The 22,824-nt window shown below is 68.4% G+C and carries 23 protein-coding genes; 15 read left to right on the top strand and 8 right to left on the bottom strand.

All coding sequences use genetic code 11. The annotated features are described in order from the left end of the window. Window positions 1-24 precede the first annotated feature (24 nt). A complete protein-coding gene (locus tag ACQP2O_RS10045; protein WP_433182045.1) occupies window positions 25-537 on the bottom strand; it encodes an ATP-binding protein in 513 nt (170 codons plus the stop codon). A 187-nt stretch (window positions 538-724) separates the two neighbouring features. On the opposite strand from ACQP2O_RS10045, the gene ACQP2O_RS10040 reads away from it, so the two are divergent. The 9 genes from ACQP2O_RS10040 (at window position 725) to ACQP2O_RS10000 (ending at window position 10,170) form a co-directional block, all read left to right on the top strand. Next, window positions 725-1,591 carry a helix-turn-helix domain-containing protein gene (locus ACQP2O_RS10040; RefSeq protein WP_433182043.1) on the top strand — a complete coding sequence of 289 codons (867 nt, stop codon included), beginning with the start codon at window positions 725-727 and terminating at the stop codon, window positions 1,589-1,591. Beyond that, entirely contained in the window at window positions 1,592-1,831 is a 240-nt protein-coding gene (locus ACQP2O_RS10035; protein ID WP_433182041.1) for a DUF397 domain-containing protein, read from the top strand. Between the two features lie 204 nt (window positions 1,832-2,035). After that, complete coding sequence (locus ACQP2O_RS10030) at window positions 2,036-3,232, top strand: steroid 3-ketoacyl-CoA thiolase (RefSeq protein ID WP_433182040.1); 1,197 nt, start codon at window positions 2,036-2,038, stop codon at window positions 3,230-3,232. 284 nt (window positions 3,233-3,516) lie between these two features. Next, window positions 3,517-4,737, top strand: a complete 1,221-nt coding sequence (locus ACQP2O_RS10025; RefSeq protein WP_433182039.1) for a cytochrome P450 — start codon at window positions 3,517-3,519, stop codon at window positions 4,735-4,737. A 92-nt stretch (window positions 4,738-4,829) separates the two neighbouring features. Continuing rightward, on the top strand, window positions 4,830-5,705 hold the full coding sequence (locus ACQP2O_RS10020; RefSeq protein ID WP_433182037.1) for an SDR family NAD(P)-dependent oxidoreductase: 876 nt from the start codon (window positions 4,830-4,832) through the stop codon (window positions 5,703-5,705). Between the two features lie 11 nt (window positions 5,706-5,716). Beyond that, window positions 5,717-6,919, top strand: a complete 1,203-nt coding sequence (locus ACQP2O_RS10015; protein WP_433182035.1) for a cytochrome P450 — start codon at window positions 5,717-5,719, stop codon at window positions 6,917-6,919. Window positions 6,920-7,047: 128 nt separating this feature from the next. Continuing rightward, window positions 7,048-8,313 (top strand): glycosyltransferase family 4 protein, encoded by a 1,266-nt coding sequence (locus tag ACQP2O_RS10010; protein ID WP_433182034.1) that lies wholly within the window; start codon window positions 7,048-7,050, stop codon window positions 8,311-8,313. Continuing rightward, the gene (locus ACQP2O_RS10005; RefSeq protein WP_433182032.1) at window positions 8,310-9,071 is read left to right on the top strand and encodes a class I SAM-dependent methyltransferase; all 762 of its coding nucleotides are present in this window, start codon (window positions 8,310-8,312) and stop codon (window positions 9,069-9,071) included. Before ACQP2O_RS10010 ends, ACQP2O_RS10005 begins: the two co-directional genes overlap by 4 nt. After that, the gene (locus ACQP2O_RS10000; RefSeq protein WP_433182030.1) at window positions 9,058-10,170 is read left to right on the top strand and encodes a prenyltransferase; all 1,113 of its coding nucleotides are present in this window, start codon (window positions 9,058-9,060) and stop codon (window positions 10,168-10,170) included. The genes ACQP2O_RS10005 and ACQP2O_RS10000 overlap by 14 nt, the downstream gene beginning before the upstream one ends. 8 nt (window positions 10,171-10,178) lie before the next feature. Here ACQP2O_RS10000 and ACQP2O_RS09995 read toward each other — a convergent pair whose 3' ends face one another. After that, window positions 10,179-11,060, bottom strand: coding sequence for an alpha/beta fold hydrolase (locus ACQP2O_RS09995; protein WP_433182029.1), 882 nt, complete (start codon window positions 11,058-11,060; stop codon window positions 10,179-10,181). A gap of 11 nt (window positions 11,061-11,071) precedes the next feature. Next, a complete protein-coding gene (locus ACQP2O_RS09990) occupies window positions 11,072-11,503 on the bottom strand; it encodes a hypothetical protein (RefSeq protein ID WP_433182027.1) in 432 nt (143 codons plus the stop codon). Window positions 11,504-12,274: 771 nt separating this feature from the next. Between ACQP2O_RS09990 and ACQP2O_RS09985 the strand changes: the two genes are divergently transcribed. Then, window positions 12,275-13,438, top strand: a complete 1,164-nt coding sequence (locus tag ACQP2O_RS09985) for a hypothetical protein (RefSeq protein WP_433182025.1) — start codon at window positions 12,275-12,277, stop codon at window positions 13,436-13,438. 1,152 nt (window positions 13,439-14,590) lie between these two features. Here the strand turns inward: ACQP2O_RS09985 and ACQP2O_RS09980 are convergent. The 3 genes from ACQP2O_RS09980 to ACQP2O_RS09970 all read right to left on the bottom strand — a co-directional run bounded on the left by ACQP2O_RS09980 (window position 14,591) and on the right by ACQP2O_RS09970 (window position 16,334). Beyond that, window positions 14,591-15,373, bottom strand: a complete 783-nt coding sequence (locus ACQP2O_RS09980) for a phosphodiesterase (protein ID WP_433182023.1) — start codon at window positions 15,371-15,373, stop codon at window positions 14,591-14,593. Window positions 15,374-15,497: 124 nt separating this feature from the next. Further along, window positions 15,498-15,950 (bottom strand): ATP-binding protein, encoded by a 453-nt coding sequence (locus ACQP2O_RS09975; RefSeq protein WP_433182021.1) that lies wholly within the window; start codon window positions 15,948-15,950, stop codon window positions 15,498-15,500. 78 nt (window positions 15,951-16,028) lie between these two features. Beyond that, window positions 16,029-16,334, bottom strand: coding sequence for a hypothetical protein (locus tag ACQP2O_RS09970; RefSeq protein ID WP_433182019.1), 306 nt, complete (start codon window positions 16,332-16,334; stop codon window positions 16,029-16,031). A gap of 239 nt (window positions 16,335-16,573) precedes the next feature. Between ACQP2O_RS09970 and ACQP2O_RS09965 the strand changes: the two genes are divergently transcribed. The 3 genes from ACQP2O_RS09965 (at window position 16,574) to ACQP2O_RS09955 (ending at window position 18,216) form a co-directional block, all read left to right on the top strand. Continuing rightward, window positions 16,574-17,461 (top strand): helix-turn-helix domain-containing protein, encoded by an 888-nt coding sequence (locus tag ACQP2O_RS09965; protein WP_433190978.1) that lies wholly within the window; start codon window positions 16,574-16,576, stop codon window positions 17,459-17,461. A gap of 12 nt (window positions 17,462-17,473) precedes the next feature. Then, window positions 17,474-17,575 (top strand): DUF397 domain-containing protein, encoded by a 102-nt coding sequence (locus tag ACQP2O_RS09960; protein WP_433182017.1) that lies wholly within the window; start codon window positions 17,474-17,476, stop codon window positions 17,573-17,575. A gap of 101 nt (window positions 17,576-17,676) precedes the next feature. Next, entirely contained in the window at window positions 17,677-18,216 is a 540-nt protein-coding gene (locus ACQP2O_RS09955; RefSeq protein WP_433182016.1) for a DinB family protein, read from the top strand. A 342-nt stretch (window positions 18,217-18,558) separates the two neighbouring features. Here ACQP2O_RS09955 and ACQP2O_RS09950 read toward each other — a convergent pair whose 3' ends face one another. Next, complete coding sequence (locus ACQP2O_RS09950) at window positions 18,559-19,179, bottom strand: hypothetical protein (RefSeq protein ID WP_433182014.1); 621 nt, start codon at window positions 19,177-19,179, stop codon at window positions 18,559-18,561. Between the two features lie 110 nt (window positions 19,180-19,289). Between ACQP2O_RS09950 and ACQP2O_RS09945 the strand changes: the two genes are divergently transcribed. Both ACQP2O_RS09945 and ACQP2O_RS09940 read left to right on the top strand, forming a co-directional pair. After that, entirely contained in the window at window positions 19,290-19,832 is a 543-nt protein-coding gene (locus ACQP2O_RS09945; protein ID WP_360892714.1) for an NADAR family protein, read from the top strand. 135 nt (window positions 19,833-19,967) lie between these two features. Continuing rightward, the gene (locus ACQP2O_RS09940; RefSeq protein ID WP_433182012.1) at window positions 19,968-22,193 is read left to right on the top strand and encodes an MDR family MFS transporter; all 2,226 of its coding nucleotides are present in this window, start codon (window positions 19,968-19,970) and stop codon (window positions 22,191-22,193) included. A gap of 3 nt (window positions 22,194-22,196) precedes the next feature. Here the strand turns inward: ACQP2O_RS09940 and ACQP2O_RS09935 are convergent, their stop codons facing one another. Then, window positions 22,197-22,814: a class I SAM-dependent methyltransferase gene (locus tag ACQP2O_RS09935; RefSeq protein WP_433190976.1), complete on the bottom strand. Its 618-nt coding sequence runs from the start codon at window positions 22,812-22,814 to the stop codon at window positions 22,197-22,199. Window positions 22,815-22,824 lie beyond the last annotated feature (10 nt).

Below are 22,824 nucleotides of genomic sequence, written 5' to 3'. Positions count from 1 at the left end.
CGCGGGTGGAAGCGTCGGAGCCGGTCAGTACCCGCGCCGGATCGTGAAGATCGCCCAGACGACCTTTCCGTGGCCGTACAGCGGCGTCCAGTTCCAGGAGTCGCTGAACGCGTCGACGAGGTAGAGGCCGCGCCCGCTCTGGGAGACGAAGTCGGCCTCCCCCTGGGTCGGCACCTCATCGCTGGGATCGGCGACCGCGCACGTCAACCGGCCGTCGGCGCGGACGAGGCCGAGAGTGATCGGCGTGTCGCCGAAGGCACGGGCCGCGCCTCCGACGGCGTGCCGCAGGGCGTTGGTGACGAGTTCGGAGACGACGAGCCCGACGTCGTCGTACATGGCCGTCAGGCCCCAGCCCGCCAGTCCCTTGCGCGCGAAATCCCGCGCTTCCCGGACACATTCGGGCACCGCGGCGAGGTCCAGAGTGATCGCGTTCGCTCCGAGACTCATGGGGGACAGGGCGCGGTCGGCCCAGGGTTCGCCCCGCGCGATCGCCGACCACAGCCACGCATGCGCTTCGTCGACTCTCTCACCAGTCATCCAGCGCGCTCCGTGTGCTGTCATCGCGATCCTCTGGGAAGCAGTGATCGGCGTGCCTCGCGCGCTATCCTGCTCGACATGCCTTGCAGATGCAAGGCCCGATGCACGTGCAGACGATCGTGCAAGCTCTGACATAGACGGAAGGGAGTGGCAGACTGTGCGCTGACCGATGCTCATGGAGGTAGGGGTGGACACGACGCAGCCCGCCGGAGGACCGACAGTTCTTCGCCGGCTCCTCGGTGCTCAGCTGCGCCGGTTGCGGGAGCGGCAGGGCATCACGCGCGAGGAGGCCGGATACGCCATCCGGGCCTCCGGCTCCAAGATGAGCCGCCTGGAATTGGGCCGGGTGGGCTTCAAGGAGCGCGACGTGGCCGACCTGCTCACCCTCTATGGCGTCATGGACGAGCGAGACCGGGAGACCCTTCTCGCCCTGGCCCAGGACGCCAACACTCCTGGCTGGTGGCACAGGTACGGGGACATTCTGCCGGGCTGGTTCGAGACCTATGTGGGGCTGGAAGAGGCGGCTGCGCTGATCCGTACCTACGAGGTCCAGTTCATCCCCGGTCTGCTACAGACCGAGGAATACGCCCGCGCCGTCATCGCCCTGGGCAACTCGGCCTCGCCTCCGGAAGAGATCGAGCAGAGGGTCAGCCTGCGGATAACTCGCCAGAAACTGCTCACCCGAGGGGACGGACCCCGACTGTGGGCGGTCGTGGACGAGGCGGCATTGCGACGCCCGATCGGGGGACGAGAAGTGATGCGCGGTCAGATCGAGCGCCTCATCGAGGCGACGAAACTGCCGAACGTCATTCTCCAGGTGCTGCCGTTCCGGGTCGGCGGTCATACCGCCGAGGCCGGGGCGTTCAACATCCTGCGGTTTCCCGAATCGGACCTGCCGGACGTGGTCTACGTCGAGCAACTGACCAGTGCGCTGTACCTGGACAGACGCGACGACGTGGACGCCTACATGGAGGCGATGGAACGCCTCTGTGTGGTCAGCGCACCTCCGGACAACACCGCCGAGATCCTCAGCAGGATTCTCCAGGAGACATGAATGCAGCACCGGGTTTACAACGGCATCCCCGCCACTGATCTGGCCGACGTGCGGTGGCAGAAGAGCCACCGGAGCAACTCGCAGGGTAACTGCGTCGAGCTGGCGCAACTCCCCGACGGGAGTGTCGCCGTCAGAAACTCCCGGCACCCGTCCGGACCCGCGCTGGTCTACACGAGAACGGAGATCGAGGCCCTGATCCAGGGCGCCAAGGCCGGCGACTTCGACACGCTGATCGCCTGATCAACCTCACACAACACCCCCGCCCGGGCACCCTCGGCCGGGGGTCACGGATGGGCCACCACACCGGCCTCCGCGGCACGCTCCCCGACTCGAAACCGAACAGGAACAAGTTCTCTCCGACATCGACAGGTGCGGGCAGGCTTGCAGATCCCGTCTTAGAACGGGTTATAGTTTCGGCGAAGCGTCGTTACCGCAGGAGGCCAGATGGGCTCGCCGGTCATTGTGGAAGCCGTACGCACACCGATCGGCAGGCGCCGTGGATGGCTCGCCGGACTCAAACCCCAGGCGGTGCTGGCCCACGCCCAACGGGCCGTCGTCGAGCGCGCCGGGATCGACCCGGCCGACATCGGCCAGGTGTTCGCCGGTTGCGTCACCCAGGCGGGTGAGCAGGGCGGGCACGTCGGGCGCTATGCCTGGCTCTACGCCGGACTTCCCTACCAGGCCGGCGTCACGACGCTCGACGCCCAGTGCGGGTCGAGCCAACAGGCCGTCCACCTTTCCGCCGCACTCATCCACGCCGGCGTCGTCGAGGCCGCGATCGGCTGCGGCGTCGAGGTGATGAGCCGCGCACCCCTCGGCGCGAACGTCGCGAGCACGGGCCCCTGCGAGGAGACCGGGGGCCGGCATCCGTACGCCCGCCCCCGCCCGGACGACTGGTCGATCGACCTGCCGGACCAGTTCACCGCCGCCGAGCGCATCGCCGCGCGCCGCGGCCTGACCCGCGCCGACCTCGACGCCTTCGGCCTGCGCTCCCAGCAACTGGCGGCCAAGGCCCAGGCGGACGGCCGGTTCGAGCGCGAGATCGCGCCGCTCGAGGCGCCGGTGCTCGGCGACGACGGCGCGCCGACCGGCGAGGTCCGCACCGTCACCCGCGATCAGGGGTTGCGCGAGACCACCCTCGACGGCCTGGCGAGGCTGCGGTCGGCCGCCGGGGACGGGCTGCACACGGCCGGAACGTCCTCGCAGATCTCCGACGGCGCGGCGGCCGTGCTGGTGATGTCCGAGGAACGGGCGCGGGCGAGCGGCCTGCGGCCCCGCGCGCGGATCCGCGCCCAGGCGCTCGTCGGCGCCGAGCCGTACTACCACCTCGACGGCCCGGTCCAGGCGACGTCCACGGTCCTCGCCTCGGCGGGCATGTCCATGCGGGACATCGACCTGTTCGAGGTGAACGAGGCGTTCGCGTCCGTGGTCCTGTCCTGGGCGTCGGTCCACGAGCCCGACCTGGACCGGGTGAACGTCAACGGCGGCGCCATCGCCCTCGGCCATCCGGTCGGCGCCACCGGGGCCCGCCTCATCACCACGGCCCTCCATGAGTTGGAGCGCCGCGACGCCTCCACGGCTCTGGTCACGATGTGCGCCGGCGGCGCCCTGTCGACCGCCACCATTCTCGAACGCGTCTGAGACGCGCCGCGCCCCGTCCCGCGCGCTCCGAACCACACCCGGCCTCCTCTCCGGCCCCGCCGCGCCGCCCTCGCGGCCGTCCCGGCGCCTCTCCGCCAGGCGCGGTTCACGCTCGTCCACTGCCGCCCTGAACCTCATTTACGGGCCCCGAATACCTGTGACGAGCCGACCACGTTGCGCTGATGAGACGCGCGCCACGCCCCCTGCGACCTCCTGCATCTTGACCCGAGCGAGCGCTTGGTTTAGAACGTGTTTCAGAGCCAGCCGCCTCCTGAGGAGCGCCGATGCGGATCGACATCATTTCGCCGGACTTGTACGAACACGGGGGCTTTCCGGACGAAGGCTTCCGCCGGCTCCGGCAGGAGGCGCCGGTCTACTGGCACGAGGACCCGAACGGGGGCTCCCCCGGCTTCTGGGCGGTGACCAAGTACGACGACGTGGTCCACGTCTCCCGCCACCCGGAGCTGTTCTCCTCACATGCGCGGACGTCGATGTTCGACGAGTTCACCGACGACGACATCGCGCTGTACCGGCTGATGATGCTCTTCATGGACCCGCCGCAGCACACCAAGCAGCGGAGCTATGTCAACAAGGGCTTCACGCCGCGGATGATCAAACAGCTCGAAGAGCACATCCGCGACGTCAGCCACCAGCTCATCGACGACGTGGTCGAGCGCGGCGAGGCGTGCTTCGTGCGCGACATCTCCGCGCCGTTCCCGCTGTACGTCATCTGCGAGCTCATCGGCGCGCCCGTGGAGGACCGGAACAGGCTGTTCGACCTGTCCAACGCACTGATCGGCTTCGACGACCCGGACTACGGCACCTCGGCCGAGCACGCGCGCGACGTCTCGGCGGAGATCCTCGGCTACGCCCACGAGCTGGCGGCGTACCACCGGAAGCACCCCGGCGACGACATCGCCACCAAGCTGCTTCAGCCCGACGCCGACGGCCGGGTGCTCGGCGCGGACGAGTTCGCGATGTTCATCCTCCTGCTGATCATGGCGGGCAACGAGACCACGCGGAACGGCGCGTCCGGCGGCATGCTGACCTTCTTCCAGCACCCGGACCAGTGGCGGCGGCTGCTGGCCAACCGGGGCCTGATCAGGACCACCGCCGACGAGATCGTGCGCTGGGTCAGCCCCGTCAACCTCTTCCGGCGGACGGCCATGTGCGACAGCGAGCTGCGCGGACGACAGGTCAAGGAAGGCGACAAGGTCGTCATCTTCTACCCGTCGGCCAACCGCGACGAGGACGTCTTCGAGGACCCGTACACCTTCGACGTCGGCCGCGACCCGAACCCGCACATCGGCTTCGGCGGCGGCGGCCCGCACTTCTGCCTCGGCACGCACCTCGCCCGGCTCGAGCTGACCGTGCTGTTCGAGGTGCTCCTGGAGCGGATGCCGGACATCGAGCAGGCGGGCGAGGTCAGCCGGCTGCGGTCGAACTTCATCAACGGCATCAAGGAACTCCCGGTCCGATTCACCCCGTCCAAACCGCGCGCCTAGAACAGGTTTCACTTATATTGGGACACGGCATGTCAGCCATCCGGAAGGCCACCCGGGCGGTTGACATGCCGTCGTCCGGTGGAAGGAGCCGCATGGCCGTCTCGTCCAACCCGCACGACGTATCACTCGAGGGCCGGGTCGTCGCGATCACCGGTGCCGGCAACGGACTCGGCCGCGCGCACGCGCTCGAGTTCGCCCGCCGCGGGGCGCGGCTGGTCCTCAACGACCTCCCGGGCGAGGCCGTCCGGCGGACCGCCGACCTCGTCCGCCGGGAAAGCGCCGAAGCGGTGATCGCCGAGGGCGACGTCGCCGACTGGGCGGCCGGCGAGGCGCTGCTGAAGACGGCGCTGGAGGCGTACGGGACCTTCGACGTCCTGGTCAACAACGCGGGCATCACCCGCGACCGCATGATCTTCAACATGTCCGAAGCGGAGTGGGACGCCGTCGTGGGCGTCCACCTCAAGGGCCACTTCGTGATGGCCCGGCACGCGACGACGTACTGGCGGGCCCGGTCGAAGGACCAGGGCGGCCCGGTGTACGCCCGGATCGTCAACACCGCGTCCGAGGCGTTCCTGCTCGGCTCGCCCGGCCAGCCGAACTACGCGGCGGCCAAGGGCGGCATCGCCGCGCTCACGGTCGCCATCGCCCAGTCGTGCGGGCGCTACGGCGTGCGCGCCAACGCGATCTGCCCGCGCGCCCGTACGGCGATGACGGCTAGGGTGTTCGGCCCGGCGCCCGAGGACGGCCCTGACCTGCTCGGCCCGGAGCACGTCTCGCCGCTGGTGGCGTACCTCGCCTCGCCCGCCGCCGAGGGCGTGACCGGTCAGGTGTTCGTCGTGTACGGCGGCACCGTGTCGGTCATGGCGCCGCCCACGGTGGCGTCGCGGGTGACCGGCTCGACCGCCGAAGCGCTCGCCGAGGCGCTGACCGAGCTTCCCGCCGGAGGATTCAAGACAGCCGAACTGTGACGGAGGTCCGGATGGACATCGACCTGGTCGACCCCGACCGGTACGCGAGCGGCGGCATCCCGCACGACCAGTTCCAGCGGCTGCGCCACCACGATCCCGTCCACCGGCACCCCGGTGACCCGGACTTCTGGGCGGTCACCCGGTACGACGACGTGGTGCACGTCTCCCGCCATCCCGAGATCTTCTCCTCGTACCGGAGGCTCGCGCTGTTCCACGAGCCGACCGACGAGCATCTCGTCATGCAGCGGATGATGATGCTCAACCAGGATCCGCCGGAGCACACCCGCAAGCGGAGCATCGTCAACAAGGGGTTCACCCCGCGCACCATCGGGCGGCTCGAGGAGCACGTCCGCGAGATCTGCCGGGGCCTCATCGACGAGGTCGCGGCCCGGGGCGAGGCCGACTTCGTGCACGACGTCTCCGCTCCCCTGCCGCTGTACGTGATCTGCGAGCTCATCGGCGCGCCGGTGGAGGACCGGGAGAAGATCTTCGAGTGGTCGAACCGCCTGATCGGCGAGGACGACCCCGACCTGCGCTCGACCGAGGAGGAAGAGGGCGCGGCAGCGGCCGAGCTGTACGCCTACGCCAACGAGCTGGCGGAACGGCGCCGGAAGGAGCCGCGGGACGACATCGTCACGACGCTGCTGCGCCCGCACGACGGCGAGGAGCTCACGGTCGACGAGTTCGACCTGTTCATGATGCTGCTGATCGTGGCCGGCAACGAGACCACCCGCAACGCCGCGTCGGGCGGCATGCTGGCCTTCTTCGAGCACCCCGACCAGTGGCGGCGCCTGGTCGACGACGGCCGGAACGGCGGCGACCTGGCGCGTACGGCCGCCGACGAGATCGTGCGCTGGGTCAGCCCGGTCAACATGTTCAAGCGCACCGCGATGAGGGACACCGAGCTGGGCGGGCGGGAGATCCGCGAGGGCGACAAGGTCGTGGTGTTCTACGCCTCGGCCAACAGGGACGAGGACGTCTTCCCCGACCCGTACGAGTTCGACATCGGCCGGGACCCGAACCCGCACATCGGCTTCGGGGGCGGCGGTCCGCACTTCTGCCTGGGCTCCCACCTGGCGCGGCTGGAGCTGCGGGCGCTGTTCGAGACGCTCGCCGAGCGGCTTCCGGACATCGCCCTCGCCGGGGAGCCGCGCCGCCTCCGGTCGAACTTCATCAACGGCATCAAGGAGATGCCGGTCCGATTCAGCGGGTGATCCCCTGGTGCGCCGAAAGTGGCTTTCGCCACCTTTTTGGACTCCGTGCCTAATACCGACTCGCCAGTAACCTCCGTCAGGCTATGGTCTAACTTCACCAGGAGTGACACTTGCGGGAGGGGCGGCGCGTGGGTGAGGTCGGCAAACCGTTGCGCGTGGCCCTGCTCTCCTACCGGAGCAAACCGCACTGCGGCGGCCAGGGCGTCTATCTCCGGCACGTGTCCCGAGAGCTGGTCGACCTCGGGCATCACGTGGAGGTCTTCTCCGGCCAGCCGTACCCCGAGCTCGACCGCGACGAGATCGTGCTGCACAAGGTCCCGAGCCTGGACCTGTACGCCGACGAGAACCCGTTCCGCACGCCGGCGCTCTCGGAGTACCGCGACTGGATCGACGTGCTGGAGTTCGCGCACATGAAGACCGGCGGCTTTCCCGAGCCGCTGACGTTCAGCCTCCGGGTGCTGCGCGAGCTGCGCGAACGCCGCGACATGTTCGACGTCGTGCACGACAACCAGGTGCTCGGCTACGGCAACCTCGCCATCCCCCGCCTCGGCCTGCCCCTCGTCACCAGCATCCACCACCCGATCAGCGTGGACCGCCGGATCGAGATCGAGGCGGCCAAGGGCCTCAAGGAGCGGTTCGGCAAGCGCCGCTGGTACGGCTTCGTCGCCATGCAGGCGCGCGTCGCCCAGCGCATCGGCCCCATCCTCACCGTCTCCGAGTCGTCCAAGCGCGACATCATCCGCGACTTCCAGGCGCCGCCCGAGCAGGTGCACATCCTGCCGCTCGGCGTCGACACCGGCTACTTCCACCCGCGCGGCGAGCGCGTGCCCGGCCGCATCGTCGCCGTGGCCAGCGCCGACTCCCCGCTCAAGGGCGTCGCGACGCTGCTGCGCGCCGTCGCCAAGCTCGCCACCGAACGCGACGTCCACGTCATCGTCGTCAGCAAGCCCACCCCCGGCGGCCCCACCGACAAGCTCGTCGGCGAACTGTCGCTCGGCGACCGCGTCCGGTTCGTCTCCGGCATCTCCGACGACGAGATCGGCGAGCTCCTCGCGAGCGCCGAGATCGCGGTCGTGCCCTCGCTGTACGAGGGCTTCTCCCTGCCCGCCGTCGAGCACATGGCCTCGGGCACCCCGCTCGTCGCCAGCCGTACGGGCGCGCTGCCGGAGGTCGTCGGCGACGCGGCCATCCTCGTCGAGCCCGGCGACGTCGAGGAGCTGGCGGGCGTGCTCGGCCGGCTACACGACTCCCCCGAGGAGCGCGAGCGGGTCGGCGCGGCGGGCTACGCGCGCGTGCAGGAGCGGTTCACCTGGTCCGCCGTCGCGCGGGCCATCGTTGGCCAGTACGAGGCCGCCATCGCCCGCCGACACGGGCACCGCCCGGAAGGAGCATGACCCTGCTGACCGTGGATTTCGACCGGTTCCGCGTGTCGCCCGGCGAGCACGTGCTCGACATGGGCTGCGGCGCCGGGCGGCACGCGTTCGAGCTCTACCGGCGCGGCGCCAACGTGGTCGCGTTCGACCGCGACGAGCGGGAGCTGGCCGAGGTGGCGACGATGTTCGCCGCGATGGAGCTGGAGGGCGAGCCGCCCGAAGGGGCATCGGCGCGCACGGTGACCGGCGACGCGCTGAGCCTGCCGTTCCCCGACGACGCCTTCGACAAGATCGTCGCCGCCGAGGTGCTCGAGCACATCCCCGACGACATGTCGGCCATGGCCGAGCTGCTGCGCGTGCTCAAGCCCGGCGGCGAGCTCGCCGTGACCGTGCCCTCGTGGCTGCCCGAGCGCATCTGCTGGGCGCTGTCGGAGGACTACCACACCGCCCCGGGCGGGCACGTGCGCATCTACACCCGCGCCGAGCTCGAGGCCAAGCTCAAGGCGACCGGCTTCGAGGTCGGCGGCCACCACCACGCCCACGGCCTGCACGCGCCGTACTGGTGGATCAAGTGCGCGGTCGGCGTCAACAACGACGGCAACCCGCTCGCCAAGGCGTACCACCAGGTGCTCGTCTGGGACATCATGAAGCGCCCCCTCGCGACCCGCCTCGCCGAACGCGTGCTGAACCCGGTCATCGGCAAGAGCGTCGTCGTCTACTTCACCAAGCCCACCGCCCCCGTCACCGAGGAGCAGGAGCAGGCGCATGCGGCGGCCTGAGGCCGTACCAGGAATCCTGACCGCAGACGACATCCTCGCCACCGCCCGCACCATCGCCGCCCAGCAGGAGCCCTCGGGCGCCATCCCGTGGTTCGCGCCCACCGACGGCGTCCCCGGCCACGTCGACGCCTGGAACCACGTCGAGGCCGCCATGGCGCTCTCCACCACCGGGTTCCGCGCCGAGGCGCGCCGCGCGTACGAGTGGCTGCGCGCGAACCAGCGCGACGACGGCTCCTGGCCCGCCAAGTGGGTGCTGGGCGAGATCACCGAACCGGGCGGCGAGTCCAACCACGCCGCGTACGCCGCCGTCGGCGTCTGGCACGAGCTGACGCTTACGGGGGACGCGGAATTCGCGACGCGCATGTGGCCGATGGTGCGCCGCGCGATCGAGTTCACGCTCGACCTGCAGACCGCCCGCGGCGAGATCATCTGGATCCGGCACGCGGACGGCTCCCCCGACGACCACGCGCTGCTCACCGGCTGCTCGTCCATCCACCAGTCGCTGCGCTGCGCCGTCGCCCTCGCCGAACACCTCGGCGAGCCCCAGCCCGACTGGGAGCTCGCCGCCGACCAGCTCGGCCACATCGTCGCCTCCCACCCGGAGGCGTTCGCCGACAAGAGCCGGTTCTCGATGGACTGGTACTACCCCGTCCTCGGCGGCCCGCTGCGCGGCCACGCGGCGTACCGCCGGATCGACGAGGGCTGGGAGACGTTCGTCGTCGACGGCCTCGGCTGCCGGTGCGTCTCCGACCAGCCGTGGGTGACCGGCGCGGAGTCGAGCGAACTCGTGCTCGCCCTCGACGCGATGGGCGACACCGCCCGCGCCCGCGACGTGTTCGCCGCCATCCAGCACCTCCGGCACGACGACGGCTCGTACTGGACCGGCTGGCAGTTCGCCAACCGGCGCCACTTCCCCGGCGACCGCTCCACGTACACGGCCGCCGCCGTCGTCCTCGCCGCCGACGCCCTCGCCGACGCCTCCCCCGCCGCCCGCCTGTTCAAAGAGGTCGACGGTCGCCCCCTCGGCCCCTCCGAGCCCGCCGACCCGGTCGCCTGCGGCTGCGAGTCCCTGCCCGACCCGGTACGCGCGCCGCGCTGAGGCCCCTTTCAGCCGCGCTCGTCGGCGAACGCTCCGATCAGCTTGGCCAGCTCGCCGGGCCGTTCGGCGACCATCGCGTGGCTCGCCCCCTCGACCCGTACGACGCGCACCGCGGGGTTCGCCTCCGCCGCCTCGGCCAGGCGCCTCTCGAAGTTCCGCCGGTAGGCCGCGTACAGCTCCTCGAAGGGCCGCTGCTCCGGCAGGTCCTCGGTCGCGACGGCGACCAGGAGCGGGCACCTCACCCTCCGGTAGACCGGGATGACGTCGAGCGTCTCCAGCGCCGTACGAAGCCCGTCGAGGACCTCGGGCGAGGGCCGCATCCAGGTCTCCCCGTCCCGGGTGACGAGGTTGCGCCGGAAGCCTTCGACCGCCATTTCTTCGGATGCGTTGTGCCTCCGCGCCATGACCCGCTGCCCTTCCAGGGCCGCGTCGATCTGCTCGGGCGACATCGGCCGAGCGTACGCGGCGGACACGCCGGCGAACGCCGCCCGCAGCCGGTCGAGCTCCGCCTCCGCCCGCGCGGGGTCGAGGCCGTCGAGCTGGTCCGGCCGGGCGGGCGGCGGCGTGCCGTCGACGCTCACCGCCAGCGGGCACTCCGGGTGGCGCTCGGCCCACAGCGCGGCCAGCATGCCGCCCAGCGACCAGCCGACGACCGCGGGCGTCCCCAGGTCACGGGTGACGGTCTCGAGGTCATCGAGCACCGCCGCCCACTCCCACGGCCCGTCACCGGACTCGCCGTGACCGCGCAGGTCGACGGTGACCACGCGGAAGCGCCCCGACAGCTCCCGCGCGAAGGGCTCCATCGTCGCCAGGTTGGCGCCGGCCCCGTGCAGCAGGAGCAGGGGCGTCCCCGGCCCGCCGAAGTCGTGGGTCGCGATCGGGACGTGCATGGGAGTTCCTCTCATGAGGTGGGAGACCGCCGGTTCAGGCGGTCGCGTACGGACGCGGGCGTCACGCCGCCGTCCGGATGGCGTTCGAGCTTGCCGCGCGTCACCAGGTCGTGGACGCCCTGCCGGGTGATGCCGAGCATCGCCCCGGCGACCGAGTACGACACCGCCTGCACGGTCGGATGCCCGACCCGCCGGACGACGACCTGCCCTAGGGGCGTGCGCCACCACTCGGCGGGCGGATCGAACGGCCCGTCACCGGGGTAGAGCGTCGCGACGACCCGCACGATCGCGTGCGTCGCGGTCTGCTCGTCGCCGTCGAGCATCCGGTCCGCCCATGCCTCCGCCCGCGCCCGGACCGTACGGCGCAGCGCCTCTACCGCCTCGTCGCCATCGAGCAGGATCTCCAGCGGATCGAGCAGCCGGACGTCGATGAGGCGGGTCAACTGGTCGATGAGCTCGGTACGGATGGTCGGCCTCCCGGCAGCTCGGCGCGCCCGCCGACTCGGTCACACCTACTTGACGGCCATCGTCCAGTACTTGGCAGCCTCCGTCAAGTAGCGTCTGAGTTTGGCGGCTCGTACGCAAGTTCCTTTCCAGTAGCAAGCGGTGAGATCTACACGCCGAACTACGTCTCCGACACCCGGACGGCCGCCTGGGCGGCGGGTTTGTTCTTTCCGCGACAGAGGTCCAGATGCGGTCGGCGGCACCGTGTTAGCCCTTGTCGGCCAGCACGATGAGTCCGGCCTGTTCCAAGCCTCGCAGGATGCGCCAGATTCAGGCGGCTCTGGTGTCCTGCACGCTGCCGGGAAGCACCTCTGACACCGATTCGAGTGGTGGCCGGAGCCGGTCCGACAATCGCCACTGCGGCGCAGCCTCCCGTCTCCGGCTACCGCTGCCACGTGCTGCACTCCCACGGAGATAGCCCCTGGATGGGATACGGCGATTGCTCGCGTTCCATGGCGCCCCGATCCGCGACCCTTTCTTCGGCGCCTTCATCACCACCGGCCATCACAAGGGGAAGAGACGGCCGTGACCTGCAGATATCCCGATGCAGTGGGGATGTTCGTGCGGTCGTCTTTGGAAACCATGCCGAAGATGGGGCGCCAGACGATCGGACCGTCTGGTCCCTTACGCGCAGGACGCCGTTCAGACGGCGATGGACCCGCCGGCCGAGCAGTTTCTCAGCACTCCCCTTGTCTAGATCGTTTGACAGAATGACCGATGTTGGTCATTTCCTTACGGTCAAAATTTCCTTCTGTTACTTTCCATGCAAGATCACTGAACAGGAGGACATGATGCGGAGAAGCATTCGTCTCTTGGCCGCGGCGGCGCTCGGCATTTCATCTATCGCAACCCCCGGAACAATGCAATCTGGGCAGGCAGCAACGGAGGCCTGCTCACTCAACTACCATTGTTATGCCAAGGTCGCCGACAGCGCCGACAACAATACCGGCGTCAGCGTCGACATGTACGTTCAATGCTTGGGAGTATCCGACCCAAAGAACTCATTCGCCAACTGGGAAATGTGGAATATTACTGCCGATAATGGAAGTACCTGGCTCGAGTCCGGGCAGAAATACGGAATATTCCACTACCCGGCAAATACTCAGAATGGAAATTACGTATGGTTTTGGGCTCAACAGTATTCAGGCGGGAAGTTCGCCGAGCACTATGTCATGTCGGGCTCCGGGGCTCAGTGGGTCAATACCTCAATAACGACTTCGGGAGGCGGAAGTTGGGATATATCGCAGGCAGGTAAGAAGATTGGCTCTACGGCCAGTGGTCCCGTCGGGGTTTACGTTCAAGCCGGAGCGGAAGTAACCGCAGAGCCCCAGTCGAGCCTAAATGCTTATATAAACAACTTCCAGGTACGGCAAGAAGGGAAGTGGGCAGGCGTCCTGCCCACCTGGACGAATACCAGCGATGGGTGGCTTCAAGGCCTCGCTAATGATGGAACGACAGGAGCCTGGGCTCACGCGTGGACCAATAATTGCTCCACGCCTAATGTGTCACCGAATGCAAGCTCACCACTGACCGCCTCGTCTGCACCTGCGGTACTCCAGGGACTGGCTCACCAGATCAGCGCAGCCAACGGAGAAAGTAAGCCATCCGATATCACCTTTGTGCTTTCGACACGACAGAGGGCGGTCACCGCGCTGGCCAAATCGCAGGTAGCAGGCGACGGCCCCTCCTACCTGGTCCAACTTCACGGGCACTTCAACGGGGCCGCAGCGAGTATCCCTCAGGGCGGAAAAGCTCCCCACGGCACAACCCTGACGTTTGTCGTTGATTCACACGATGGTACAGTGACCGACTGGGGAATCTCATCTCAGGATATTCCCATGGAAAACTTGGGCACAGTCCACGCCGTGAGGTAGAGAACCTCGAACGACTGACATCTGTCGAAGCGGCCCGGATTCGCCGTCTTCCTCTGAGGTTCTCGCACGCATGGGTGCGAGAACCTCAGTATTTAATGTTGGCGAAGCTTTGCCAGAAGCGCCGACTGCACCGACGGCGAAGTAAAAGATCCCACCAGAGACCCGTTAGTTACAGTCCAACATCTATAGCGAATCGATGTGACGAGCTCGGGCGCATCGGGGAACACCGAGATCAAGAAGACTTGCTGCTGAAAAGCGATCATGGGACACCCGTGATCACCTGGCCGCAATGGTGATCTTGTTATATCGACTATACGAGCAATACTATGTTGCGAGATCGAGATACTGGCTTTGAGCTTCGAGAGGTCCCTGTCTTTATCGTCGGCGCCATAAAAACACGCAACAAGCGAACTAGGAGTTTCGGGGATTAATTGTTTCGCGTCAAGTTTCCGATATTTATCCTCTTGGTGCGAGCGCCCTGCCGGAGGTGGGGATGAAGGGCATTTAACTGTTGGAATTTTATCGGTGTCCTGGACTGCGATACTCGCTGGCACGGTGATCGCAATCGCTACGGCCAGGCATACTGCCGTGACGAATGGACGGCGAACGACTACCTTCCATGCGCCTTCGCGAAGTCTGACAAAGCGGCTCGACACGAAGCTCTCCAATTTTTTATTGCGTGGCGATATTGGCACTTCATTGCATCCACCTCTCCTCATCTTTCGCGCCGCTCCCTGGAATTTGCTTCCGAGGCTGCCGCTCGATCCGGCGAGCTCCCCCAGATCTCGCGCGTGGCGTCCAGGTAGAACGCTGAGGTGGCGTGTCTGACCGATCCCTGACGATAACGATAGAGGGTGGGACGGTCCGTTCGCAGCGCGCACTCGGGAAGGCGCCCGTTCTGGGTTTCGATAACACCGGCTTATCGCACCCCAGGAGCCCCCTCTGCGAAGAGCAGCCGGGATTCCACCGCCCCGAAGTCGAGAAGCTCGATCAGAGCCGCGCACCATGCCGTAGCGGGCGACCAACTCGGCCCGCCACTCCGCCTCATCGGCTCCGTCCTCTTCTGGCACCACTGCGGCTGGTCGCTGTTCGTACGAAGCGCCAGTGCTGGTCGCGGCCATCCAAGGGAGGCTGTGGCTGGCACAGTCGCCCCTAAAAGCACGCGATTGGTGCTGCGGCGTGGCTGACGGGCACGGTGTGGGTGACCCAGGAAGGCCCGCTGAGGAGGTGGAGCAGGAAGCCCGTTGGCTCTGGGAGGTAGTTGGGCACGGTGTCGTGCAGCGCCAGGCCGCTTTGCAGATGGGTGCTGGGGGCGATGGCTAGGGTACTACCCGCAAACGCGGCGGTGATGTGGCGGTGCACGTGGCCTGCCAGTATGCGCGCGACATTGCGGTGGCGGGCGAGCACGTCGGCCAGTTTCTCGCCGTCATCAAGCCGCATTCGGTCCAGGAACGGGATACCGATCGCGATCGGAGGGTGGTGCAGGCAAATGATTGCCGGGGTGTCCGATCTGTGGACGAGGACACCGTCGAGCCACTCCAACTGCGTGGAACCCAGGCGACCGCCCGGCGAGCAGGAAACCGTCGAATCCAAGACGATGACGGTGAACGCGGGGTGCTCGACCGCGTAGTACGCCTTTCCTGTATCGCCGACGAAGCGCCTGCCGCCGAACTCCTCCAGCAACACCTGGGGGTCGTCATGGTTGCCGGCCACAAGATGCAGCGGCAGCGGGAATCGGCCGATTACCTCGCGCAGCGCCCTGTATTCTTCCCGATCGCCCCGGTCGACCAGGTCGCCGGTGATTACCGCGCAGTCGGGCTGCGGGTCGAGCGTGAGGACGTGGCCGAGCGCTCGGTACAGCCCTTCTGCGGGTCCACCGGCGAGCGGGCCGGTCGTGATGTGCGGATCGCTGAGATGCGCGATGGATGCGGTCATCCTCGAACGCTCCGACACCACGATGTCCGCTGCAATCGATCACGCTCAGGGCGAACTACCGGTGTGCCGCCGCAGCGGTGATCGTCGTACAGTCCAGTCCCTATCTCGCCCGGCGTAGTCTGCGTCACGGGCCGGATGGCGGCGTCATAGGCGATGGTGACGGCAGCAGGCTCGCGTCGATGACGTCGAAGGTGGCGCGTACGGTCTTGCCGGGCGGGTTCGGGTGGACGGTGATGCGGGCGAGTTCTTCGGCAATCCATAGGCCGAAATGGCCGACCTCGCCGGGCAGGTGCTGCACGGGCAGGTCGGGAGATGCGTCGGTGACGTCGATGGTGATGGCCAGTTCCTGGCCGTTCCGCACGGTGATGGCGAGGGTGACGGGGGCGGCGCCGTGCGCGATGGCGTTGGTCACCAACTCGCTGGTGACGAGGACGGCGTCCTCGACCAGGTCGGCGTCCCAGCCGAGCAGTACGGCGGTGGTGAGGGCGCGGGCGGTGACGACGGCCTGCGGGTCGCCGTCGAGACGACATGACCACTGCTGCTCGTGCGACGCACTGGTGCTGCGGTCGGGGGACATTCCGGGGACCTCCAGGAGGTGTCGGTGACCGCAGTGGCCGAGCATCAGGGGAAGATCCCGGCCACCGCGGTGGCTTGTTCAGCGCTCGGGGCAGCCGAGGACCTGGGTGATGCGGGCGGCGGCGATGTCGAGGTTGTCGACGTGGGCAATCCGGTCGCCGAACGACCAGCAGAACCACCACAACCCCGCCTGGTCCTGCCGCAGCGCGAGGTCGTCGTTCAACGGCGGCGCGAGCGGGTTGACCACCCGCAGTAACGCCGCCCGCCCCTCGGAGAGGATGACCCGCGCGTACCACCCCTCCGTCCGCAGCCGGGCGGCGAGCCCTTCCAGGACTTCGACGCCTTTTCCGGGGGAGCCGTTGGTACCAAGTGAAATAGATGTCACGAGTGCCCTTCGCTTGTATTTGAGAAATAGAGAAGCTGGGTCATCGACTCCGTCGCATGGGCGGTATGTCCGCCATTGCAGCCAAGATCGATCGTGAACATGCAGTGGGACACAGTGCACATATCGATATTTCACCGACCGAACACACTAAGCATTCGATCGGTGACAGCATGTAGGCAGCATGGCATCGCGAGCAGCACGATGCAATAGTGCAAACGGAATCGAGCAAGGGGATCAAGATGTCGCGGGGACAATCCGGGCAAGAACGCGCGAATCACAGTCCGACACTGCGCGCTCGCCAACTGGCGCTTGAGCTCACCCGCCGACGGGAGGCTACGAACCTGAGCCGGGAGGAAGTGGCCAGTCACTTGGAATGGTCGACGTCGACGGTGTTCCGAATCGAGACCGGTCGATCTGTCCCACAGCCACGGAGCATGCGCGCACTGCTGGAGCTCTACGGCGTCGTGGACGCGGAACGCGAAAGTCTGCTCCAACTCGCCCGCGAGGCTCGCCAGCCCGGCTGGTGGCACTCGTTCCGCGACGTGCTGCCTGACCCGTACGCGGCGTACATCGGCTTCGAGTCTGGTGCCGCATCCATTCAAAACTTCGAGCCGCTGGTCATCCCGGGGCTTCTCCAGACGGAGGAGTATGCACGCGCTACATTCCACGGTGGTCCCCGGGAACTGAACCGCGAGGACGTGGAACGTCGCGTGCAAGTGAGAACAACTCGCCAGAAGATTCTGACTGAGCCCGAGCGCCCTCGCCTCTGGACGGTCATCGATGAAGCTGCCATCCGTCGCGTCGTCGGCGACTCCAAGATCATGCGCGAGCAGTTGCACCAGCTCATAGAGGCCGCCGATGAGGGTAGGACAACGATCCAGGTGGTTCCGTTCCGCGCAGGGGCGCACGCAGGAACAACCGGACCGTTCGTCATCCTGGGCTTCCCACAGCCGACTGACCCCAACGTGGTCTACATCGAAACTCTTGCCGGCGACATCTATCTCGAAGGCCCTGAGGACGTAACGCGCTATATGATCGCATTTGACCGGCTCGTCGCCGCAGCCCTGCATCCCGATGAATCACTGGCACTCATCGAGCAGGCCGCCAGCGATCTCCCCTCGCAGTAGAGAGACAGGCAAATGTCACTGAAGTCCGAACTCTCCGACGGCGCGTGGCGTAAGAGCAGCAAGAGCAGCCAAGACGGCAACTGCGTCGAGATACTACTTACCACTCTTCAGTGAGCCTTTTTCATCCTGGCGTTGAGAGAGACGAGAGCGGCGCGGCCTGCCGGGCTGTGTGTCGCACCCCCACATGCCAGTCCGTGATGGTGAATGATGGCGGGATGTCGATCCTCCCGCCCGTCGAGACTGATGGCGATCCCCGCGCCAAGCGGCCAACGCAAGCGGATGAGCGCACGACGATGCTGACATTTCTGCGATGGCAGCGGGAGACTCTGGCACTCAAGTGCGCTGGCCTGAAGCCGGCGCAGCTGGCGGAGCGGGCAGTAGGCCGATCGGCGTTGTCGCTGCTTGGGCTCGTGCGGCACGCGGCCGAGTCCGAGAGCTTCTGGTTCCGTCGGGTGATGGCAGGGCAAGAGCCCTCGCCCCTGTTCTCATCTCAGGCCGCTCCCGATGGCGCATTTAATGTGGCGAGCGCGGACGCGCAGATGGTTACCGAGGCGTGGGAGGCGTGGCAGGCGGAGGTCGCGTTCGCTGACCGTTTCGTCGACACAGCGCCGGACCTTGAAGTCATCGGGCATGAACCTGGCGAAGGGCCCGTATCACTGCGCTGGGTGCTGATGCACATGGTGGAGGAGTACGCGCGACACAACGGCCACGTGGACTTGCTGCGGGAACAGATCGATGGAGCAATAGGACTCTGACCGGTCAGGGCCCTTTTTCATCCTCATGTGGCCTATGTGACGCGGGGGTCAGGGCCGCAAGACGCTTGGATCGCTCTCTTTCCGCTGTGATGGGTGCGGCGGCTCGGGCACGGTCGGCGAAGAAGAACACCGCGACAGCGGACGCGAATATGACCTGGCGACGGACGGACGGATTTCCCCGGTCGGGCACCGCCCTGCGGTCAAGGCCCTCGGGGTTTGCCCCGTGTGCCTCGGGCCGGGACGGTCGTGAACCTCGGCGGAACCGGTGACCCGGCCGGAAGGCTGGTCGAAGCGCCATGCCCCGCCTGTGCCGCCTGATCAACAGCGCGTACGCGCTTGGGCTCAGGAGGTGCCGGCGTAGCGGCCGAAGGCCTGGAGGAGCTGGGCCTTGCTCAGGTGGCTGTCCACGGAGGGATCGCTGTCGCTGAGCGAGACGCTGCCGGGGCAGGTGGGGTCCTCCCCGGTCAGCCTCATCTGGGCGAGCTTCCGGTGGGTACGCAGCTCGCGCAGCGTCGCCCGGTAGATGGTCTTGTCCATGGGCTTGCTCAGCTTCGGGCCCGTCGGCATCTGTCGATTGCCGTACGTGCAGTTGGCGCTGTCCATCTCGCCGTCGGTGCCGACCTTCTCGAGGCACAGGACGAGCCGGACGTCGACGCTTGAGGGGGCGTTCCACGAATCGGGCAGCGTCGCCCCCGCGTTGACGTACGACTTTCCGATCTTCTCGTAGACCTCGACGCCGTGCGGGGAGGGGCCGGTGAAGGGGTGGGCCGAGCTGTACGCCACACCGGGATTCCCGCAGGCCGCCGCGAGGCGGCCGTTCCCATGGGGCAGCTCGGACTCGTGCCTGAGCGTGAAGTGCGGCAGAACGAGGAACCAGACGGCCGCGGCGAGCACGGCGACGGCCGCGAGCGCCGCCAGAACACGGCCTGGGGTGATCCGACGAAGAGGGGCGTTGTCCGGCATGAGGAGATCATTACCACGAGCCGCCTCTGGGATTTCCATCGGCCGACGGGTGGGTACGTCGCCGGGAATCGGATTGCGGCGGGCGGCCGGGTCCACCAGCATCGGGCGGTATGCGCGTCGAGGATCTGGTCCGGCTGGAAGAGCAGGGCGAACTACCGGAGCTGTTGCTGTTCTGGGGGCATCGGCCGCCGAAGGGCGGCGGAGTCGGCAAGAGTTGCCTGAGTCAGTGGTATCCGGCGCCGTTCACGGTGGACGGGGTGCGGTATGCCACCGCCGAGCACTACATGATGGCCGGGAAGGCTCGGCTGTTCGGGGATGCCGAGGCGGAGAAGCGCGTGCTCGCCGACGATGACCCGGGCAAGGCCAAGGGCGCCGGGCGCAAGGTGCGCGGGTTCGACGAGGAGACGTGGGCCGAGCAGCGGTACGGCCTGGTCGTCGCGGCCAATGAGGCGAAGTTCGGGCAGAGTTCCGCGCTGCGCGGCTTCCTGCTGGGCACGGGCGACCGTGTGCTCGTGGAGGCCAGCCCGTACGACACCATCTGGGGAATCGGGCTGTCGGCGTCCCAGCCGGAGGCGCTGCGCCCGGCGGAGTGGCGGGGCCTGAACCTGCTCGGTTTCGCGCTGATGGACGTCCGCGCCGCGCTCGGCGCCTGACCGGCACTCCGGAGCGTCGTCCGGATCCGGTCGGATGCGGAGCGTGCCGATATGGTCGCCGTCGGCCCGTTTCTGATAAAGATCGGATTCGGCCCATGGCCGACGGCCGAACGGCTGACCCCTCCGGAGGACGGAATGACGGCAGCGCTGCTCCCGAGCGATCCCCCACGGCTCGGCGACTACACGCTGACGGCACGCCTCGGGGAGGGCGGCCAAGGCGTGGTCTACCTCGCGGCGGACGCGGCCGGACGCCAGGTGGCGATCAAGCTGCTGCGCGCCCATCTCAGCGAGGACGCCAAGGCGCGTTCGCGGTTCGTCCGGGAGCTGTCGGCCGCCGAGCGGGTCCCCGGGTTCTGCACCGCGCCGGTAATCGACGCGAACGTCGCCGGCGACCAGCCGTACATCGTGAGCGAGTTCGTGCCCGGCCCGGCGCTGCAGGAGCTGGGCCGGCTCGCCGAGCCCGACCTGCTGCGGCTCGCGATCGGCACCGCGACCGCGCTCGCGGCGATTCACCAGTCCGGGATCGTGCACCGCGATTTCAAGCCCGCGAACGTCATCATGGGGCCGGGCGGTCCCCGCGTCATCGACTTCGGCATCGCGCGGGTGCTGGACTCCGACGCGACGATGACGAGCCAGGTCGTCGGCACGCCCGCGTACATGGCGCCGGAGCAGCTGGCCAACGGGGCGATCGGGCCGGCCGCCGACCTGTTCGCGTGGGGCCTGACCATGGTGTTCGCGGCGACCGGCCGCCGGGCCTTCGCGGGCGACTCGGTTCCGTCGGTGATGCACGGGATCCTGTACGGCGCTCCGGATCTGAACGGGCTGCCTCCGTGGCTGGCGGGGCTGGTCGCCGCCTGCCTGGACAAGGACCCGCGGCGGCGGCCGACCGCCGTCCAGGCGCTCGTGCACCTGCTGGGCGCGCCGCCCGGCGCCCCTCAGGGCGACGTCACGACCCTGCTCACGCAGGGAGCCGCCGTCGCCACGCAGCACCAGGGCGCGGTTCCGGTCCCCGCGGCTCCCCGAGGCGTCCCGGCGCTCGCCCTCATCGGCGTGGTGCTGGGCATGCTGGCGAGCTCACTGCCCGCGAGCGGGGTGAACCTCGCGATCCCCGCGATCCAGGCGGCCATGCACGTCAGCGTCGGCAGCCTGACCTGGGTCGCGAACGCACAGCTCCTGGGGCTGGCGCTCACGGTCGTCGTCGGCGGGTGGCTCGCCGACCGGTTCGGGCGCAAGAAACTCTTCGTCATCGGTACGGCCGCGTGCGCGGCGGTCACCTTTCTGACGGCTCTCTCGCCCACGGTCGGGGTGCTCATCGCGCTGCGGCTCGTGGCGGGCGTCGCGGCGGGCCTGGCGCTGCCCGCCGGGCTGGGGCTCGTCCGGGAGGCCTTCTCCGGCGTCGGGTTGAACGTCGCCACCGGGATCTGGGGCGCCGTGACCGGCGGCGCGGCGCTCGCCGGCGTGTTCCTGGCGTGGCCGGTGATCTCCGGGCTCGCGTGGCGGTGGGTGTTCATCCTTCCCGCCGTGGTGGGCGTCCTCGCCGCCCTGATCGTCCTGGTCGCCGGCCGGGAGTCGCGCGGCGACGCGGCGGCGTCGTTCAGCGCGCCCGGGATGGTCTTCCTGTCGGCGGCGCTGTTCGTGCTGACCTTCGCGGTGATACGTGTCCGCGTGTCGAACGGCGTGGTCACGGGCGTGCTGTTGGTGGGTGCCGTGCTGCTGGTGGTCATCTTCTGGGTCGTGGAGTCGCAGATGCGGCGCGGACGTCCTCCGGTACTGCTGGCCTCCCCGTCGCTTCCGGCGGCGATCGGCCTCACGGCGATCGGCTTCGCCGCGCTGAACGGCCTGTACTTCCTGCTGACGATCTATCTGCAGGTCGTTCTCAACGGGTCACCGCTGTCCACGGCGGTGGGCGTGCTGCCGATGACGCTGGCGTACGTCGTCGGCGCGGGCGTGGCCGCCGCCGTCGGCGGGCGGGCCGGACCGCGGCCTTCGCTCGTCATCGGGCTCCTGCTCACCATGGTCGCGGCGTTCGGCCTGTCCTCCCTCGGAGCGCACTCGTCCTACACCGCCGTGTGGCCGTGGCTGCCGTTCGCCGGGCTCGGTCTGGGCCTGGTGATCCCCACCGCCGCCGCAGCGGTCCTCGGGCACTCCCCGACACGCCTCGCGGGCGCCGCGGGCGGGCTGCACCAGGGCGGGCAGCTCATCGGCGGCGCCGTCGGAACGTCCGTCCTGTACGCCCTGGCCCTTCCCTCTGACGCCAAGGGCTCACTGATCGCCGGGATGCACACCCAGCTCGTCGTCATCGGTGCGATGGCGATGGTCACCGCGGTGTTCGCGGTGTTCGTCCGGCGCGCTGAGGCTTGAGGGTCAGGACCGCTCGAGGACGCGGAGGGAGCCCTCGACGCGGCGTTCGGTCCACTGCCCGGTGGCCAGGGCCCGCTGGTAGACGCGGTACGGCGCCTGACCGCCGTCGGCGGGGTCGGCGAAGATGTCGTGGAAGGCGAGGGCGCCGCCCGGCATGACGTGCGGTGCCCAGCCGTCGTAGTCGGCCTGGGCGAGGTCCTCGGCGTGGCCGCCGTCGATGAACACCATGGCCAGTGGCCGCGCCCACAGCGCCGCGACGGCGCCGGACTCGCCGACGATCGCGATGACGTGGTCCTCGAGGCCGGCGGCGGCGATCGTCCGGCGGAACACCGGGAGGGTGTCCATCCGGCCCGTCGTCGGGTCGACGAGGGCAGGGTCGTGGTACTCCCAGCCCGCCTGGTTCTCCTCCGAGCCGTGGTGGTGGTCGACCGTCACCACCGTGGAGCCGGCCGTACGGGCGGCGGCGCCGAGGTAGACGGCCGACTTCCCGCAGTAGCTGCCGACCTCGAGGATCGGCCCGCGCGCGCCGTACTCCAGGGCCGTCTCGTACAGCGCGAGCCCTTCCGGCACCGGCATGAAGCCCTTGGCGGCCTCGGCGGCGCGGCGCAGGTCGGCCGGCATCGGTACGTCG

The sequence above is a fragment of the Actinoallomurus sp. CA-150999 genome (assembly GCF_050942425.1).
Lineage (GTDB): Bacteria > Actinomycetota > Actinomycetes > Streptosporangiales > Streptosporangiaceae > Actinoallomurus.
The sequence above is the reverse complement of the archived record's forward strand: the minus strand, read 5'-3'. Positions and strand labels throughout refer to the sequence as shown.